The sequence below is a fragment of the Cupriavidus sp. CP313 genome (assembly GCF_054072015.1).
This window is the reverse complement of the sequence record NZ_JBSVZB010000026.1, coordinates 43,269-59,776: the sequence shown is the minus strand read 5'-3', so window position 1 is coordinate 59,776 and position 16,508 is coordinate 43,269. Positions and strand designations below refer to the sequence as shown.

Genomic DNA, 16,508 nt, shown 5'->3' with positions numbered 1-16,508 from the left:
GTTGCGCCATTCTAAGACATTGCCGGCCGGCAACGGCTCCCTCCGGGCCTAGCGTGCCGGACCGTGCAGCGGCATGCCGTTTTCGCGCGGCGCCTGGGAGCCTTCGCCCCGCCCGATCAGCGCCACCGACAACGCCGACACAACCCCCGCAAAGGCCACGTAGGCGCAGATCTGCCAGGGCTTGCCGCCGCCCGACCTGAGCAGTGCCGTGGCGATGATGGGCGTGATGCCGGAGGCGAAGATCCCCGAGAACTGGTAGACGAACGAAATGCCGGTGTATCGCACCCTGGCATCGAACAGCTCGCAGAACAGCGCCGCTTCCGGGCCGTAGACCGCGGCGTAGAGGATGCCGAACGGCACCACGATGGACAGCCACAGCAACATGGTGTTGCCGCCGCTGTTCAGCATCAGCCAGAACGCCGGGAAGGCGGACAGGGCCGTGATCAGCGAGCCCCAGAAATACACGCGCGTGCGGCCGATGCGGTCGGACAGGTGGCCGAAGAACGGAATGAAGAAGCACATCGCAATGGCCGCCGCCATCACGCCGACCAGCGCTTCGGTCCGGCTGATATGGATGGTCTGGGTCAGGTAGGTGATCGAGAACACGCCGAAGATGTTGAAGAAGACCCCGTCGATATAGCGCGCGCCCATGCCCTTGAGGATATTGCCCGGGTAGCGCCGCATCATGTCGACAAAGGGGATCTGGGTCTCGGCATTGCGCTGCTTGATCACGGCGAATTCAGGCGTCTCCTTGACGTTGAGGCGGATATACATGCCCACGAACACCATCCCCGCGGAGATCAGGAAGGCCACGCGCCAGCCCCAGGCCAGGAACTGCGCATCGGTCAGGGTCAGCGACAGCAGCGCCACCACGCCGGATGCCAGGCACAGTCCGATCGCCAGCCCGATCTGCGGCAGCGACGCATAGAAGCCCTTTTTGCCCGGCGGCGCGTACTCATAGGCCATCAGCACCGCGCCGCCCCATTCGCCGCCCAGGCCGATGCCCTGCAGCACGCGCAACAGCAGCAACAGGATCGGCGCCAGGATGCCGATGCTGTCGTAGGTCGGCACCAGCCCGATCAGGAAGGTGGACACGCCCATGATCATCAGCGTGATCACCAGCATGCTCTTGCGGCCGACCTTGTCGCCAAAGTGCCCGAAGATCACGCCGCCCAGCGGCCGCGTGACAAAGCCCACCGCAAAGGTGGTGTAGGCCAGCATGGTGGCCACCAGCGGATCATTGCCGGGGAAGTACAGCTTGTTGAAGACCAGGCCGGCGACCACGCCGTACAGGAAGAAGTCATACCACTCGATGGTGGCGCCGATCACGGACGCCAGCGCGACCTTGCGGATCGCCTGTTCGTTGGGGCTTGTCATGCTTGTCTCCTCTGGTGATGGGCGGCGTCCTCTGGAAGGATGGTTATGGACGCCGGATGCACTGCAGGGTTTGGCCTTGTTATGGATGCCTGGCCTTGGTTGTTTGCAATCAGGATTGGCGCAACCCGCTCAGGCGGCTGCTGCCATCGGGGTCGCCACGTCGACGGGATGCATTTCCCGCCGTGCGTCTTCGCGGATGAAGTCGGCCGCGCGCTCGGCCATCATCACCACCGGCACGTTGGTGTTGCCCGAGACCAGCGTGGGCATCACCGAGCAGTCCACCACGCGCAGCCCGCCCACGCCATGCACGCGCAGGCGCGCATCGACCACTGCCAGCGGATCGGCGGCGGGACCCATTTTCGCGGTGCCCGACGGATGGAAGATGGTGGCGCCGTACTCGCGGCAGAAATGCAGGATCTCATCGTCGCTGCGCACCTCGTCGCCCGGCCGGAACTCGCGTTTCATCAGGCCGCGCATTGGTTCGGTCTGCGCCACGCGCCGGGCATAGCGCACCGCTGCCACGGTGCAGCGCCGGTCCAGCTCGGCCGACAGGTAGTTGGGCTGCATCGACGGCGGCTCATACGGATCGGTCGAGCGGATCCGCACCGTGCCGCGCGACTCGGGCCGCAGCTGGCATACCGAATAGGTGCAGCCGGAGAAGGGATGCACCATGCCGCCCGCCATGTCGGCGGACAGGGTCGAGAAATGGAATTGCGTGTCCGGCGTGGCGCTCTCCTGCGGCAGCGCGCGGCAGAACATCGCGCCCTGGTTGATGCCGATCGCCAGCGGCCCCTTGCGCATCAGCAGCCATTCCAGGCCCATGCGCGCCTTGCCCGTGAGCGAGCGCAGCTGGTCGTTGGTGGTGATCGGCTTTGCCACCTCGTAGATCAGCCGCACCTGCAGATGGTCCTGCAGGTTCTCGCCCACGCCCGGCAGCGCATGCACCACCGGTACGCCCAGGTCTTGCAGCAACGGCGCCGGGCCGATGCCCGACAGCTGCAGCAACTGCGGCGACTGCAGCGCGCCGGCGCACAGGATCACCTCGCGCCGCGCCCGCAGGATATAGGGCTGGCCATGCTGGGTGTAGCGCACGCCCACGGCACGCTTGCCTTCGAACAGGATCCCGGTGGTGTGGGCATCGGTCTCGACGCGCAGGTTCGTGCGCCCGCGCGCCGGACGCAGGTAGGCCACCGCGGTGGAGCAGCGCCAGCCGTTGCGGGTGGTGAGCTGGTAATAGCCCACGCCCTCCTGGTCGCCACCATTGAAGTCGGTCTGGCGCGGCAGGCCCAGGGCCTGGCCGGCGCCGATGAAGGCATCGACCAGCGGATGCTGCCGGTCGATCGAGGTCGCGTTCAGCGGGCCGTCGGTGCCGCGCGTGGGGCCGGCGCCAAGGTCGTTGTTCTCGAGCTTGCGGAAGTAGGGCAGGCAGTTGTCCCAGCCCCAGCCCGGATTGCCCAGCGTCTCCCAGTGGTCATAGTCCTCGCGCTGGCCGCGTACGTAGATCAGGCCGTTGATGGCGCTGCTGCCGCCCAGCGTGCGGCCGCGCGGCCAGTAGATGCGGCGATTGAGCATGTTGGGATCGGGATCCGTATAGAAGCCCCAGTTCACTTGCTTGTGGAACATGGTCTTGCCATAGCCGATCGGGATATGGATCCACGGGTAGCGGTCGGGCGGGCCGGCCTCCAGCAGGCAGACCGAATACCGGCCGTCTTCGCTGAGCCGGTTGGCCAGCACGCACCCGGCCGAGCCGGCGCCTACCACGATGTAGTCAACGGTTTGCGACATCGTCGCTGTCTCCTTTTCTGGCCGGCAGGCGCGTAGCCATCCGGCTTCGATCTATAATCTGAAACGTTCTGTTCCGGATTTTATTTTTGCAAGCCGGAATGGAAAGCTCAATCGCGAGGAGAGGCCGGTTGTGAAACAGAACGTGCAATTCCCGTTTCAGAATCGCACTGCAGCAGAAGACGGGGCGGTGGAGGACGATGCACGCAGCCTGCGCGTGCTGATGGTGCTGTCCAGCCTGGCCAGGGCGCAGCACCCCCAAACGCTTTCCCAGCTTTCGCAGCGGCTGCATGTGCCCAAGGCGACACTGATGCGCCTGCTGGCCGCCATGGAGCGCACCGGCTTCGTGGTCCGCATGCCGGCCGAGCGCGGCTACGTGCCGGGCCCGGGCGCCGCGGCCCTGTCACTGCAGACCCTCAGGAGCCCGCCGATGCTGCGCGAGTGCCGCGCCATCCTGGCCAGGCTGGTGGCGAGCCTGGGCGAGACCTGCAACCTCACCGCACTCGACGGCGACCGGGTCCTCTATGTGGAGCGCGTCGAGACGCACGAGCCACTGCGCCTGCAGCTGTCGCCCGGCATCCACGTGCCACTGCACTGCACCGCCAGCGGCAAGCTGTTCCTGTCAGCGATGAACAGGCTGGAACGCCAGCAGATGCTCAGGCGCCTGGACCTGGCCCCGCACACGCCGCGCACGCTGTCCGATGTGCAGGGACTCAATACCGAGCTGGACCGGCTGGGCGCACGCGGCATCGGCGTGGACCACGAGGAATTCGTGCGCGGCATGTGCGCGGTGGCAGTACCGGTGCGCGAGCCGGATGGGGAGGGTTCAGGTCGGGTGGTGGCTGCGATTGCCTGTCATGCGCCGACTGCGCGGGCTTCGCTTGAGGCGCTGTTGCAGGCGGTGCCGACGCTGCAGGGGGCGGCCAAGGAGATGGCGGCGGTGCTGTGCGGGCACTGAGCCGGGCCGCAAGGCTTCCCGCTCAGCGCTTGCGAACGCCAGCCGCCGCCACCGCGCGTGCGGCCAGCAACGGCACTGGCTCGGCCATGACAGTCTCGCCGGCCCGGCGCATGACGAGCTCGCGAAACAGGCGCGCCGGCGTGCGTGGCGTGAGTTCGTCGTTCCAGACCGCGACCACCGGCTCCACGCGGCTGCCGAGTTCGAAGCGAAGCACTCTTGCCACCTTGGCCAGGGTGAGCTGCGCGGCGATGCGCTCGGGGAACACCGCCAGGAAATGACCCGCCTGCAACAGGCTGGCCGTGGCGGCCACATCGCTGGTGCGGATGCCCAGCGTGGGCGCTGGCGCGCCCAAGGTATGAAACGCCGCATGCAGCAAGTGAAGCATGCGCGAGCCGGCCACCGGAATGCACCATTGTTGCCCGGACAGTTCCCGCGCCGCCAGCTTGCGGCGCGTGAGCAGCGGATGGTCCGGGCTGGCGACGATCACCACCTTCTGCGCCGCGACCACCGGCGCCGTGCGCAGCGCGGGTAGCGACAGGCGCGGATCGTCATAGGCGAACAGCAGGTCCAGCGAGCCATCCACTAGCTGATCCGCCAGTTCGCCGATGCCGCCTTCGATCACGCTGATCTCCACCCGCGGATGGTCACGGTAGAAGTCGCTCATCGCCCGCGCCAGGAAGGGCTGCACCGACATCGTCCGGAACGCGATGCGCAACGCACCCTGGCTGCCGGCACGCACCGCCTGCAGCGATTCGGCGAGCCGTTCGAGCTGCGCCAGCAAGACCGCCGCATGGGCCGCCATCTCCCGTCCGGGCTCGGTCAGGTGCAGGCCGCGGCGGCTGCGCTCGAACAGCGGCATGCCCACGATGTCTTCGATCTCGGCCAGTGTCTTGGACACCGCGGCGGGGCTGACATGAAAGCGCGTGGCGACGGCGGCGGCGGTTGGCATCTCGCTCAGCGCCAGCATGATGCGCAGGTGGCGCAGCTTGAGGCGGCCAAGCAGGGTGTGGGCGAAGGCTTCGGCGGGCATGGGGCAGGCGATGATCGGCGGGGGTGGGTGGCTCATTCTACAAGTTAACCATTTGCTCAACAAACAGCGATTTTTATTCGCTTTTGGTATCGGAACGGATCCCATATAGTCGGCGCATCACCTGATTCATTCCAAGCCATCACGAGGCGTCAGACCTCAGGAGGAGACCTATGAAAGCAGTGAGCCATTTGCGCTCGATCATGCGCGGCATGCTTGCCGGCGCAGCCTTGCTTGCGGCCACTTGCGCAAGTGCCGCGGCCGCGTGGCCCGACCGGCCGCTGCGCCTGGTCGTGCCGTTCCCGGCCGGCGGTTCCTACGACATCATCGGCCGGACGCTCGCGCGCAAGCTGGAACAGCGGCTGGGGCAGCCGGTGGTGGTGGAGAACATCGCCGGCGGCGCGACCGTGCCGGGCGTGTCGTCGGTGCTCAAGGAGAAGGCCGATGGCAATACGCTGCTGCTGGCCAGCGACGGCACGCTCAATATCAATCCGTTCACGATCAAGGGCCTGCGCTATCGCCCCGAGTCCGACCTGACGCCGGTGACCATCGTCAGCACCGTGCCGCACTGGATCATCACGCGGGCCGACCGCAAGGAGATGACGCTGGGTGAGCTGAAGACGCATATCCAGCGCAATCCCGGCAAGGTGTCGATCAGCATCAACGTCGTCGCGGGGGCCGCGCACCTTCGCCTGGCCGACTGGAAGCGCCGCAATGGCCTGGATTTCACCATCGTTCCATACCGCGGCTCGCCGCCGGCCATGGCGGACCTGATCGGCGGCCAGACCTATGCGCATGTCGATGTGATCGGCTCTTCGGTCAACTACGTCCAGGATGGCAAGGCCAAGCCTCTGGCCACGCTGCAGGCGGAGCCCATCACGCAGTTTCCCGCCCTCCAAACGCAGAAGGCGGGCGGCACGGACGCGCTGCAGGTACGCGGCAACCTTGCGCTGGTGGTCAAGGCGGGTACGCCGGCTCCGGTCATCGATCGGCTCTACAGGGAAGTGAAGGCCAGCGTGCAGGAAGCGGACTTTGCCGCACGCCTGCAGACGCTTGCCTATGAGCCGGTCCTTTCCACCCCCGAGCAGGCCCGCCGCTTCCTGCAAGCGGAAACGATCCGCTACGGCGCCATCGCGCGCGCGGTCGATCTCGAATCCAACTGAACCTTTCACGCTGTCGGAGCCAGTCCATGCGCTTTGTCATTGCCCTGATGCGGCATGAAACCAATACCTTTTCGCCGATTGTCACGCCATTGAGCGCGTTCAACCGCGGCAGCACCGCTGGCCCGCTTTACGGCGACGACGCGGTGCGTGCCTGCCAGGGCACCAACAGCGCCGCGGCCGCGTTCATCGATCTGGTACGCCGCCAGGGCGACGAGTTCGTGATGCCCTTGATGGCGAATGCGGTGCCCAGTGGCATGGTGACAGCGCAAGCATTCGAGTCGATGGCGGCCAGCATTGTCGAGGCAGTACGTGCAGGCTGCGATGCCGTGATGCTGGACCTGCACGGCGCCATGGTGGCCGAGGGCTATCCGGATGCCGAAGGCGAACTGCTGGCACGCATCCGTGCCGCCGCGCCCGAGGTGCCGATCGCGGTATCGCTGGATTTCCACGCCAACTTCAGCGCTGCGCTGGTTGAAAACGCGACCGTGATCGCCGGCTACTGCACCTATCCCCACGTGGACGTGTACGAGACCGGCGCACGCGCCGCCCGTACCCTGATGGCGGCGCTGCGAGGCGAGGCCCGCCCGGTCCTGCTGTGGCGCACGCTGCCGATGCTCACCCACATGCTGCGCCAGACCCCGCGCGCGCAACCCATGAAGGACATCATGGAGCGTGCGATGGCGGCCGAGCGCGATGGCGAGGTGCTCAACGCCTCGGTGTTCGGTGGCTTTCCGCTTGCCGATATCCCGCATACCGGCCTGGCAGTGGTGATCGTGGCTGATGCCGCCAGGATCGAAGCAGGGCGGCAGCTGCTCGACGAACTCTGCGGCATGGCGTGGGAACGCCGGGCTGATTTCGTTTTCCCGATCGAGCCGATGGCGGAATCCATCGCGCGCGCCAAGACGCTCACGCAGGGCCCGGTCGTGCTGGTGGACCATGGCGACAACTGTGGCGCGGGCGGGCCGACGGATGGAATGACGGTGCTGGGCGAAGTCCTGCGCCAGGGGCTCCAAGGCGTGGTCGCCGGGCCGTTCTGGGATCCGGGTGCCGTGGCGGAGTTGATTACCGCCGGCGTCGGGCAGTCCGTCACGCTGGATGTGGGAGGCAAGATCGACATGCCGGCGCTGGACCTGAAGGGCCGCCCGCTCCGGCTGAGCGGCCGGGTGCAGTGCATTACCGACGGCAACTACCAGGTCACTGGCCCGATGTTCACCGGCATGAAGCTGAGCCTGGGCCGTACCGTGGTGCTGGATGTCGGCGGCACGCTTGTGGTCGTTTGCGAGAAGCCGCAGGAACCCTTCGATACCGGCGTCTTCACGCACGCGGGCATCGACCTGTCGCGCCGCAGGTTCATCCTGATCAAGTCGCGCCAGCACTTCCGCGCCGGGTTCGAGCCGATTGCAAAGGAGATCGTGCTGGTCGCTGGTCCGGGGGTCTGCAGTTCGGACTACAGCCAGTTTCCCTTCCGCAATCTGCGCCGCCCGATCTACCCGCTGGAGGCGCACACCACGCGCCAGCCTGCCTGAGCGCATCCCTATGCCGTCAACCAGAGAGACCCTCATGCCGTATCGAACCACCTTGCGACGGCTGGCCGCCGCGCTGGCATTGGCCCTTGGCGCCGGTGCCATCCCCGCTGCCGCCGCCAGCGGCGACGTGCCCACGCGCATTGTCATCGGCTTCGCGGCCGGTGGTGGGCTGGACATTCTCGCGCGCACGCTGGCCGAGAAGTTGCGTGTCTCGCTGGACGCGCCGGTCCTGGTCGAGAACCGGCCAGGCGCTTCGGCGCGGCTGGCGCTGGAGAACGTCATGCGCGCGCCGCCGGATGGCAAGACCGTGCTGATCTCGCCTGTGGCGCCGATCACCATCTTTCCGCTGACCTACAAGCGCCTGCCCTACGATCCCGACAAAGACCTGGTTCCGGTTGCCTACCTGGCCGACGTGCCGCTGGTGGCTTCGGCCGGCGTCAACCAGCCATACCGGACCATGCAGGAATACCTGGCGTGGGTGAAGCGTCAGCCCGGCAAGGGCGGGGTGGGGCTGGTCACACTCGGCGGCAGCATTCATTTCGGGGTGCTGTCGCTCAGCAAGGCGATCGGTGTCCCGCTGCTGCCGACGGCCTATCGGGGCGCGGTGATGATGCTGACCGATGAGATCGGCGGGACGCTGCCGCTGGGCATCGATGCCGTGGCGGGACAGATGGAGCTGTACCGGGCAGGCAAGATCCGCTTCCTCGGTGTCACCGGAACCCGCCGCTCGGCCTTGCTGCCCGATGTGCCAACGCTGGCCGAGGCAGGCGCGCCTGGCTTCGAGGCGGCGTCTGGCTGGTACGCCGCCTTCGTGCCGGCGGGTACCCAGCCGGCTACCGTGGCAAGGATCGAGAAAGCCCTGCTGGACGCGGTGAAGGATCCGGCGGTGCGCGAGAAGATGTCGGCACTCGGCATGGAAATGAATGGCAAGTCGGGCGAAGCCCTGCGCAATCTCATTCAGGTGCAGCGCGCGCAATGGAAGCCGGTGGTCGAGGCCTCCGGCTTCACCGCCAGCGATTGATGCCGGCCGGGGGGGCGCACTCCCTCGGGCCGGGCGCGGCAGTGGTCCCGGACGCGCCTAGCCGTTTCGTCCCGGCCCATGCCGCAAGATCAGCCCGACCCGCTCGCGCAAGATCGGCAGCACCTCGCCCTCAAACCAGGGATGCTGCTTGAACCACGGCTGGTTGCGCGGTGACGGATGCGGCAACGGCACGAAGTCGGGCGCGTAGTCCTTCCATGCCCTGACGGTCTCGGTCAGCGTCGGCTTGCGGCGTGCCCCGAGGAAATGGCGCTGCGCGTACTGGCCGACCAGCAAAGTCAGCTCGATCGACGGCAGTTCCGCCAGCAGCCGGTCGAGCCACAGTGGCGCGCATTCGCGGCGCGGCGGGTTGTCGCCGCTCTTGCCGCGTCCGGGATAGCAGAACCCCATCGGGATGATCGCGAACTGCGACTCGTCGAGGAAGGTGGCGGCATCGACCCCAAGCCACTGCCGCAGACGGTCGCCGCTTGCGTCGTTCCAGGGAATGCCGGTTTCATGCACGCGTATCCCCGGCGCCTGGCCGACGATCAGGATGCGTGCGTCGGCCCCGACGCGCACGATCGGGCGCGGGCCGAGCGGCAGATGCCCTGCGCAGGCGCGGCAGCCGCGCACTTCAGTCAGCAGTGCCTCGAGCGAGGAGCGTTGGCTTCCCTCAGGCGCTGGCTTGGCTTCTGGCATCGCTCATGCCGTCTGAAAACTCATCCGCTTCGCCTGCGAGATCGACATGGCCGCCACTTGCACATGCGGGGCCAGCTTGGCCTGGGCGGTTTCCAGCGTCCAGCGCGTGGACGGGACGGAGATGTTGATGGCCCCCACCGGCAGGCCGCGGTGGTCGGTGATTGCGGCTGCGACGGAGATGTCGCCGACCACGGTCTGGTTCATGGCCACGGCATAGCCGCGTTCACCGGCCTCGCGGATCGCCGTCATCAGCTTGTCGGGGTCGGTTTCAGTGAACGGCGTGATGGGGGTCAGTGCGGTCGCCTGCACCACCTCCCGGCGCTGCGCTTCGGGCAGCTTCGACAGGATCGCAATCCCGGACGCGGTGTACACGGCCGGGAGCCGGTACCCGACCCCGAAATCGACGTTGATCAGGTGCTGCCCGGGGAAGCGGGCCAGGAACACGATCTCGTGCCCGTCGAGTTCCTGCAGGTTGGCGGTTTCTCCCAGCGTGCGGCTGATATCGAGCAGGTAGGGCGATGCGCGCTCGACCAGGTCGTTGGAGCGCAGGTAGTTGTACGACAGGCCCAGTGCCTTGGACGCAAGCCCATACATCGCTGAATCAGTCAGGCGCCGGATGTAGCCCAGCTGTTCCAGGGTGTGCACCAGCCGCTGCGTTGCGCTGCGGTCGAGATCGGCCGCCCGGGCGATCTCCGCCATCGACATCAGGCGGCGGTCCGGGCCGTGGAAGGCCTCCAGCACCTGGAAGGCCTTTTCCACCGAACCGACGAACAGGGACGAACGCTCGCGCCTTGTGCGCAGCCCGTTGCCTTCATTACCTGAATCCACACAACCTCCTGCTCGTCCTTGCCATTGTCTTCACCATTTACAGTGCGGCCAGCCGCGCGGCATGGTCGTCCGAGAGCGCGGCAATGTCCAGATGTGCTGCCTGCGGAATGCCGAGCAGCCGCAGCGTGGTCTCGAATTCTCCACGCAGGATGGCCAGGACTTCCGCCACGCCGCGGGGACCGCGCGCCGCCAGCCCGTACAGCGGTGCGCGCCCTACCAGCACGCCGCGGGCGCCCATTGCCAGCGCCTTGGCGATGTCGGCGCCGCGCCGCACGCCGCCATCGACGAATACTTGCATCTTGCCCGCCGCCGCGACGATGGCGGGCAGCATCTCGACCGCGCTGGGCGCGCCTTCCAGCTGGCGGCCACCGTGGTTGCTGACCACGATGCCATCCAGGCCCTGGCGGGCGGCGATTTCTGCGTCGGCCGGCGTAAGGATACCCTTGATGATGACGGGCCCGTGCCAGTGCCGGCGCAGCCAGGCGATGTCGTCCCAGCACAGCGACATGTCCATCTGCCGGCTCAACCCTGCCGCCTGCGTCTTCAGGTCGTTGGCCAGCCCGCTGCTGCGGGCCAGGTTGACCAGCTGCGGCGAGCCGCCCTGGCGCAGCATGCGCAGGCACCAGCGCGGATGGGCCGCCAGGTCGGCCAGCAGCCGGGGCGTCCACGGCACCGGCATGCGAAAGCCGTTGCGGATGTCATGGTCGCGCTTGCCGTGCACCATGGTGTCGACGGTCAGCATCAGGGTGCTGAAGCCGGCGGCGCGTGCGCGCGCCATCATGTTCTCGGCGATGGAGCGGTCGCGCTGCACGTAGAGCTGCAGCCACAAGTCGCCGTCGGTGGCGGCGCGCACGTCTTCGATCAGCGAGGTCGATGCCGTCGACATCACGAAGGGCAGGCCCGCTGCGTGTGCGGCCCGTGCCAGCGCCTCTTCGGCCTTCGGCCAGTACAGTCCGTTCAGCCCCGTGGGGCCTACCAGCAACGGCAGGCTGTACTTGCGGCCGAAGATCTCCATGCCGGGATCGATCTCCGTGACGTCGCGCAGCACGCGCGGCCGGAACAGCAGTGCCTGGTATGCGGCCAGGTTGCGTGCCAGCGTGCGCCCGTCCTCCGCGCCTCCCTCCAGATAGTCGAAGGCGAAGCGCGACAGCCGGCGCCGCGCCAGTTCCCGATAGTCCTTGATGGCCGGCAGCATGGTCGTCGGCGCCTCAGGCGAGGGCCGCCTCGGCTTGCAGCCGCTGCGTCAGTTCGGCACGCAGCTGTGCCTGCAGCCCGGGTGCCGGCGCTACCAGCGGTGCCAGCACCTTCGGCGCGGTCACGCCCACCAGGTCGAGCACGGATTTCAGCGGCCCCGGATTGGTTTCGGAGAAGGCCAGGTCCAGCAACGGAATCAGCTCGCGGTGCAGGCGCACCGCTGCCGCGGTCTTGCCGGCCACGCCGAGTTCATAGATGGCACGCCAGGTGCGCGGCAGCACGGAGGCGGTCACGACCACGCCACCCCTGGCACCCGCCGCCATGTGCAGTGGGAACAGGCTGTCCTCGCCGCTGAACACGCTGAAGCTGTCGTCGACACCCGCCACCACCTTGAGGAAGTGGTACATGTCGGTGTTGCAGGCTTTCATGCCGATGATGTTCTCGTGGCGCGACAGCTCGTGCAGCACCTCGGGCGCGATCGCGATCCGCGTGCGGTAGGGGATCTCGTAGATCATGACCGGCACCGGCGAGGCGTCGGCATAGCGCAGGAAATAGTCGCGGATGCCTTGCTGGGTCGGCGAGGTGTAATAGGGCGTCAGCACCATCAGGGCCGAGGCGCCGACGCCGGCAAAGGCCTTGCCCGCATCCAGCGCATCGTGGAACCCCGGGTCGAGCACGCCGGGAATGACGGGAACCTGGCCAGCCGCTGCTTCGACGCAAAGGGCCGCCATGCGGACGCGCTCTTCGCGCGCCAGGGCACCGTATTCGCCGGTGCCGCCCAGCGGCACCACGCCGGAAACGCCATTGCCCAGCAGGTAGGCCATCAGCTTGCGCGTGGCGTCCTGGTCGATCCTGTCGTCGGCCGTCACGGGGGTCGGGATGGCGGGGAAGATGCCGCGCAGGCCGGCGGCGGTAAGCTTGTTGTTCATGGATAGGGGTCTCAGCGTCCGGCGCTCTTGCGGCGCAAGCGCTCCGCGCAGGTGATCAGGAGGGTAACGAAGACGAACAGGCAGGTAGACACCGCGGCAATCACCGGTGAAAGCTGCAGCGTCACCTCGTCCCAGAACTGCTTGGGCAGGGTGGCGCTCAGTCCGCCAGAGGCAAACAGGGCGATCGTCAGCTCATCGAACGAGGTGGCGAAGGCGAACAGGAAGGACGAGAACAGGCCCGCGGCGAGGATCGGCAGCGTCACGTAGCGCAGCGTCTGCCAGGGCCTGGCGCCCAGGCTTTGCGCCGCCAGGTCGAGCCGCGTGTCGTAGTTGCGCAGCACCGCCATCATCGTCATGACGACGTAGGGCACGGCAATGACCGTGTGGCCGATCATCAGGCCCAGCGAGGTGCCGACCAGCCCGACCTTGGCGAAGAAGTAGAACATCCCCACCGCGATGATCATGCGCGGGATGATGATCGGCGACAGCACGAACGCCAGCAGCAGCGACTTGCCCCGCATCTGCGAGCGCGCCAGCAGGAAGGCCACCGGCGTGCCGACCAGCAGCGCCAGCACCGCGGCGCCAAGGCCAACCAGCAGCGAGCGCAGCCCGGCCTGCATCCACAGCGGCGACGCGAGCATGTCCTGGTAGTGCTGCAGCGTGAAGCCGCGCGGCGGCCAGTTCAGGCCCGACTTGTCGGCGAACGACAGCGGGATCATCAGCAGCGCGGGCACGCTCAGGAACAGCAGCACCAGCAGCACGATCGTGCGCAGCGGCAGCGAGTCGCCCGGCTGCGGCTCGCGCCGGCCGCGCGGCACCAGGGCCAGCAGCTTGTCGCTGACCGCTCCCAGTGCGCCAAGCACGCTGTCGCCGAGCCGATGCAGCACGCCATCGTGCGCGGCAGCGGAGCGGGTGCGTTGCTCCGATCCGCCAGCCATCGACGAGAGCCCGAGCACCTTGTCATACAGGGCGAACACCGCCAGCACGACCAGCAGCAGCAACACCGAGATCGAGCCGGCGAAGCCCCAGTTCATGGTCTGCTGCACCTGGTCGATGATCAGCTGGGCGACCATGATCTCTTTGCGTCCGCCCAGCAGCGCGGGCACGATAAAGAAGCCGACGGCGGTGACGAACACCATGATGGCGCCAGCCGCCACGCCCGGCATCGAGAGCGGGAAGTAGACGCGCCAGAACGCCGTGCCAGGCCGTGCCCCAAGCGTAAGTGCCGCGCGCGGGAGGTTGCGGTCGATGTTCTCCATCACCGACAGCATGGTCAGCACCGCCAGCGGCATCAGCGCGTGCACCATCGCCACCAGCACGGCCCCGAGGCTGTACAGCAGGCTGGAAGGCGCGTCCTGGAGGCCCGCGGCGGTCAGCAGCTGGTTGACCACGCCATTTCGGCCCAGCATCACGATCCAGGCAAAGGCGCGTACCAGGAAGCTGGTCCAGAACGACAGCAGCACCCAGAACAGCCACTTTGCCTTCTTGTCCTTTGACAGCGAGGAGATCAGGTAGGCCACCGGATAGCCGGCAACCACGGAGAGCAGCGTGGTCCAGAGCGAGATCTTCAGCGTGATCAGCATCACGTCGACGTACACCGACGACGCAAACAGCTGGCGATACTTGGCCAGCGTGAAGGCACCGTCGCTGTAGACGCTCAGCAGCAGCAGCTGGCCGACCGGGTAGGCCAGCAGCACCACGAACAGGAGCACCAGCGGCGCGGCCAGCAAGGCGGGCCGCAGCCAGGGTCGGGGTCGGCGTTGCAGGGCGACGGCGGTCATAGGGAATCCGGGACGGCGACAGCGTCGCTGCGCTGCCAGGTGAGCGTGACTTGCTGCCCGACCGCATGCCGGGAAGCGCCCATCGAGGTGGGGTAAGACAGCACCACCGGGGTCTGGCCGGCGGCGTCGGATTCCACGTACAGCTTGGTCAGGCTGCCGGTGATCATGCTGTCCAGCACCTTGCCGCTGACCGCATTGGCAGCGGTGACGCCGTTGGCCATGGCGATGTTCTGCGGCCGCACCATGACCCGCACCTTGCCCCCGGCTGCCACCGGCGCATTGGTGACCGCGTGGGCGACGGCGCCGCCCTGTGCCAGGGCCACCTCCACGTGGTCGCCGCGCACTTCCGTGACCGTGCCCTCGAACAGGTTCGATTCGCCCAGGAAGTCGGCCACGAACAGCGTGCGCGGGCGGAAGTACAGGTCCGACGGCGTGCCAAGCTGCTCGATCTTGCCGCCGTTCATCAGGCAGATGCGGTCAGACATCGTCATCGCCTCTTCCTGGTCGTGCGTGACATAGACGATGGTCGTGCCCAGCTCGCGGTGGATGCGCTTGATTTCCAGCTGCATGTGGTCGCGCAGCTTCTTGTCCAGGGCGCCCAGCGGTTCATCCATCAGGATGATCGACGGCTTGTAGACCAGGCAGCGGGCCAGCGCGATGCGCTGCTGCTGGCCGCCCGAGAGTTCCTTCGGGAAGCGCGCCGCGACGTGGGGCAGGCGGACCATTTCCAGTGCTTCCAGTGCCTGGCGCCTGGCCGTGGCCGCGTCGACACGGCGCATCTTCAGCGGGAAGGCGATGTTCTCCGCAATCGTCATGTGCGGGAACAGCGCGTAGTTCTGGAACACCATGCCGATATCGCGCTCGTAGGGGGCGCCATAGGTCACGTCCTTGCCATTGATCAGCAGCTGGCCGCCGTCCGGCACGGCCAGGCCGGCGATCAGGCTCAGCAGCGTGGTCTTGCCCGAGCCCGAAGGGCCCAGGAGGGTAAGGAATTCCCCCTCGGCCACTTCAAGGTCGGTCGGGGCCAGTGCGACGAAGTCGCCATAACGCTTGGTCAGCCCGGAAATCTTGAGTTTGAAGTTCGGCATGGTGTCGTTGCTTGTGGTGTCTGGTGAAGAGGTTCAGATCACTTGAGGATCCAGCCGTTGAACCTTTCCATCACCGCGGCCTGGTTATCGAGCCAGTACTTGGCGTTGATCTGCACGCCCGACTTGATGTTGTCGGCGTGGGTCGGGCAGTTCTTCGCGACGTCGGGCTTGATGTACTTGAAGGCATCCGGCTGGGTCACGCCTGCCGGGAAGTACTCCACCAGCGAGGCCATGCGCTTCGGGTCGGACGCGAATTTGATGAATTCGCGGCAGGCTTGCGCATTCGGCGTGCCGGCCAGGATGGACCAGTTGTCCACGCCCCACAGGTTCTGGTTCCAGACGATGCCGACCTGGGCACCGGCGGCGGCCGCGCTCTGTGCGCGCGACACCCAGGTGGCCACCATGTCGACCTCGCCGGACTTGAGCATCTGCTCTACCTGGGCGCCGGAGTTCCACCACACGTCCACGTTTGCCTTGATCTTCTCCAGGTTCGCGATGGCCTGGTCGACATTGAGCGGATAGAGCGCAGAGGTCGCCGTGCCGGCGGCCATCAGCGACTCTTCCAGCGTGTCGAACGGGTGCTTGCGCAGGGCGCGGCGGCCGGGGAAGTCCTTGACGTTCCAGAAGTCGGCCCACGACGACGGTGCCTTGCGGCCCTTGAAGGCGTCGGTGCGATAGGCCAGGACCGTGCTGTAGACGTTGGTGCCCACGCCATAGGGCGACATGAAATGCGCCGGAATGGTCTTGACGGTAGCGTCGCCCTCCAGGCCGTGCTTTTCCAGGTAGACCTTGCCGCCCTGCGTCAGCAGCAGGATGGCCGGCTGGCTGATCTTGGCCATGTCCCAGGTGTAGTTCCTGGTCTCGACCATGCTGCGGATCTGCGCCACCGGTTCGGCGTTGGCCTGCACGCCCACGACCTCGATGCCGGTCTTCTCGGTGAACGGCTTGTAGTACACCGCGCTGTAGGCCTTGGTGTAGATGCCGCCGTCGTCGCGCACCACGATGCGCTTGGACTGCGCGCGCGCATATTGCAGCACGGCGGGCGCGGCAAGCGTCCCAAGGCCGGCAGCGGCGACCTTGAGGGCACGCCGGCGAGAAGAGTTGATGGGGCTGTGGTCGTTCATGCGAGCTCCTTGAT

At 67.0% G+C, this 16,508-nt stretch carries 14 protein-coding genes; 4 read left to right on the top strand and 10 right to left on the bottom strand.

Features of this window, described 5'->3' with window-relative positions; all coding sequences use genetic code 11:
* Nucleotides 1-48: 48 nt before the first annotated feature.
* Both ACW4E8_RS29260 and ACW4E8_RS29255 read right to left on the bottom strand, forming a co-directional pair.
* Nucleotides 49-1,377 (bottom strand): MFS transporter, encoded by a 1,329-nt coding sequence (locus ACW4E8_RS29260; RefSeq protein ID WP_456807698.1) that lies wholly within the window; start codon nt 1,375-1,377, stop codon nt 49-51.
* A gap of 129 nt (nt 1,378-1,506) precedes the next feature.
* Nucleotides 1,507-3,162 (bottom strand): GMC family oxidoreductase, encoded by a 1,656-nt coding sequence (locus ACW4E8_RS29255; protein ID WP_456807697.1) that lies wholly within the window; start codon nt 3,160-3,162, stop codon nt 1,507-1,509.
* A 130-nt stretch (nt 3,163-3,292) separates the two neighbouring features.
* Here ACW4E8_RS29255 and ACW4E8_RS29250 point away from each other — a divergent pair, with 130 nt between their 5' ends.
* Nucleotides 3,293-4,117 (top strand): IclR family transcriptional regulator, encoded by an 825-nt coding sequence (locus ACW4E8_RS29250; protein ID WP_456807696.1) that lies wholly within the window; start codon nt 3,293-3,295, stop codon nt 4,115-4,117.
* A gap of 22 nt (nt 4,118-4,139) precedes the next feature.
* On the opposite strand, the gene ACW4E8_RS29245 is transcribed toward ACW4E8_RS29250, so the two are convergent.
* The gene (locus ACW4E8_RS29245; RefSeq protein WP_456807695.1) at nt 4,140-5,183 is read right to left on the bottom strand and encodes a LysR family transcriptional regulator; all 1,044 of its coding nucleotides are present in this window, start codon (nt 5,181-5,183) and stop codon (nt 4,140-4,142) included.
* A gap of 134 nt (nt 5,184-5,317) precedes the next feature.
* Here ACW4E8_RS29245 and ACW4E8_RS29240 point away from each other — a divergent pair, with 134 nt between their 5' ends.
* From ACW4E8_RS29240 to ACW4E8_RS29230, 3 genes are read left to right on the top strand one after another with little or no spacing between them, the layout of a single operon-like run.
* Nucleotides 5,318-6,307 carry a Bug family tripartite tricarboxylate transporter substrate binding protein gene (locus ACW4E8_RS29240; protein ID WP_456807694.1) on the top strand — a complete coding sequence of 330 codons (990 nt, stop codon included), beginning with the start codon at nt 5,318-5,320 and terminating at the stop codon, nt 6,305-6,307.
* A gap of 26 nt (nt 6,308-6,333) precedes the next feature.
* Entirely contained in the window at nt 6,334-7,833 is a 1,500-nt protein-coding gene (locus ACW4E8_RS29235; RefSeq protein ID WP_456807693.1) for a M81 family metallopeptidase, read from the top strand.
* 34 nt (nt 7,834-7,867) lie between these two features.
* Nucleotides 7,868-8,854, top strand: coding sequence for a tripartite tricarboxylate transporter substrate-binding protein (locus ACW4E8_RS29230; protein ID WP_456807692.1), 987 nt, complete (start codon nt 7,868-7,870; stop codon nt 8,852-8,854).
* A 57-nt stretch (nt 8,855-8,911) separates the two neighbouring features.
* Here the strand turns inward: ACW4E8_RS29230 and ACW4E8_RS29225 are convergent, their stop codons facing one another.
* Genes ACW4E8_RS29225 through ACW4E8_RS29195 form a run of 7 tightly spaced genes read right to left on the bottom strand, consistent with a single transcriptional unit; the run spans nt 8,912 to nt 16,494 of the window.
* On the bottom strand, nt 8,912-9,550 hold the full coding sequence (locus ACW4E8_RS29225) for a uracil-DNA glycosylase family protein (protein ID WP_456807691.1): 639 nt from the start codon (nt 9,548-9,550) through the stop codon (nt 8,912-8,914).
* 3 nt (nt 9,551-9,553) lie between these two features.
* Nucleotides 9,554-10,378 carry an IclR family transcriptional regulator gene (locus tag ACW4E8_RS29220; RefSeq protein ID WP_456807690.1) on the bottom strand — a complete coding sequence of 275 codons (825 nt, stop codon included), beginning with the start codon at nt 10,376-10,378 and terminating at the stop codon, nt 9,554-9,556.
* Nucleotides 10,379-10,415: 37 nt separating this feature from the next.
* The gene (locus ACW4E8_RS29215; protein ID WP_456807689.1) at nt 10,416-11,573 is read right to left on the bottom strand and encodes an alpha-hydroxy acid oxidase; all 1,158 of its coding nucleotides are present in this window, start codon (nt 11,571-11,573) and stop codon (nt 10,416-10,418) included.
* Nucleotides 11,574-11,586: 13 nt separating this feature from the next.
* Nucleotides 11,587-12,501 carry a 4-hydroxy-tetrahydrodipicolinate synthase gene (dapA, locus tag ACW4E8_RS29210; protein WP_456807688.1) on the bottom strand — a complete coding sequence of 305 codons (915 nt, stop codon included), beginning with the start codon at nt 12,499-12,501 and terminating at the stop codon, nt 11,587-11,589.
* An 11-nt stretch (nt 12,502-12,512) separates the two neighbouring features.
* Nucleotides 12,513-14,282: an ABC transporter permease subunit gene (locus tag ACW4E8_RS29205; protein WP_456807687.1), complete on the bottom strand. Its 1,770-nt coding sequence runs from the start codon at nt 14,280-14,282 to the stop codon at nt 12,513-12,515.
* Nucleotides 14,279-15,370 carry an ABC transporter ATP-binding protein gene (locus ACW4E8_RS29200; RefSeq protein WP_456807686.1) on the bottom strand — a complete coding sequence of 364 codons (1,092 nt, stop codon included), beginning with the start codon at nt 15,368-15,370 and terminating at the stop codon, nt 14,279-14,281. Before ACW4E8_RS29200 ends, ACW4E8_RS29205 begins: the two co-directional genes overlap by 4 nt.
* 38 nt (nt 15,371-15,408) lie before the next feature.
* A complete protein-coding gene (locus ACW4E8_RS29195; protein ID WP_456807685.1) occupies nt 15,409-16,494 on the bottom strand; it encodes an ABC transporter substrate-binding protein in 1,086 nt (361 codons plus the stop codon).
* Nucleotides 16,495-16,508: the final 14 nt, after the last annotated feature.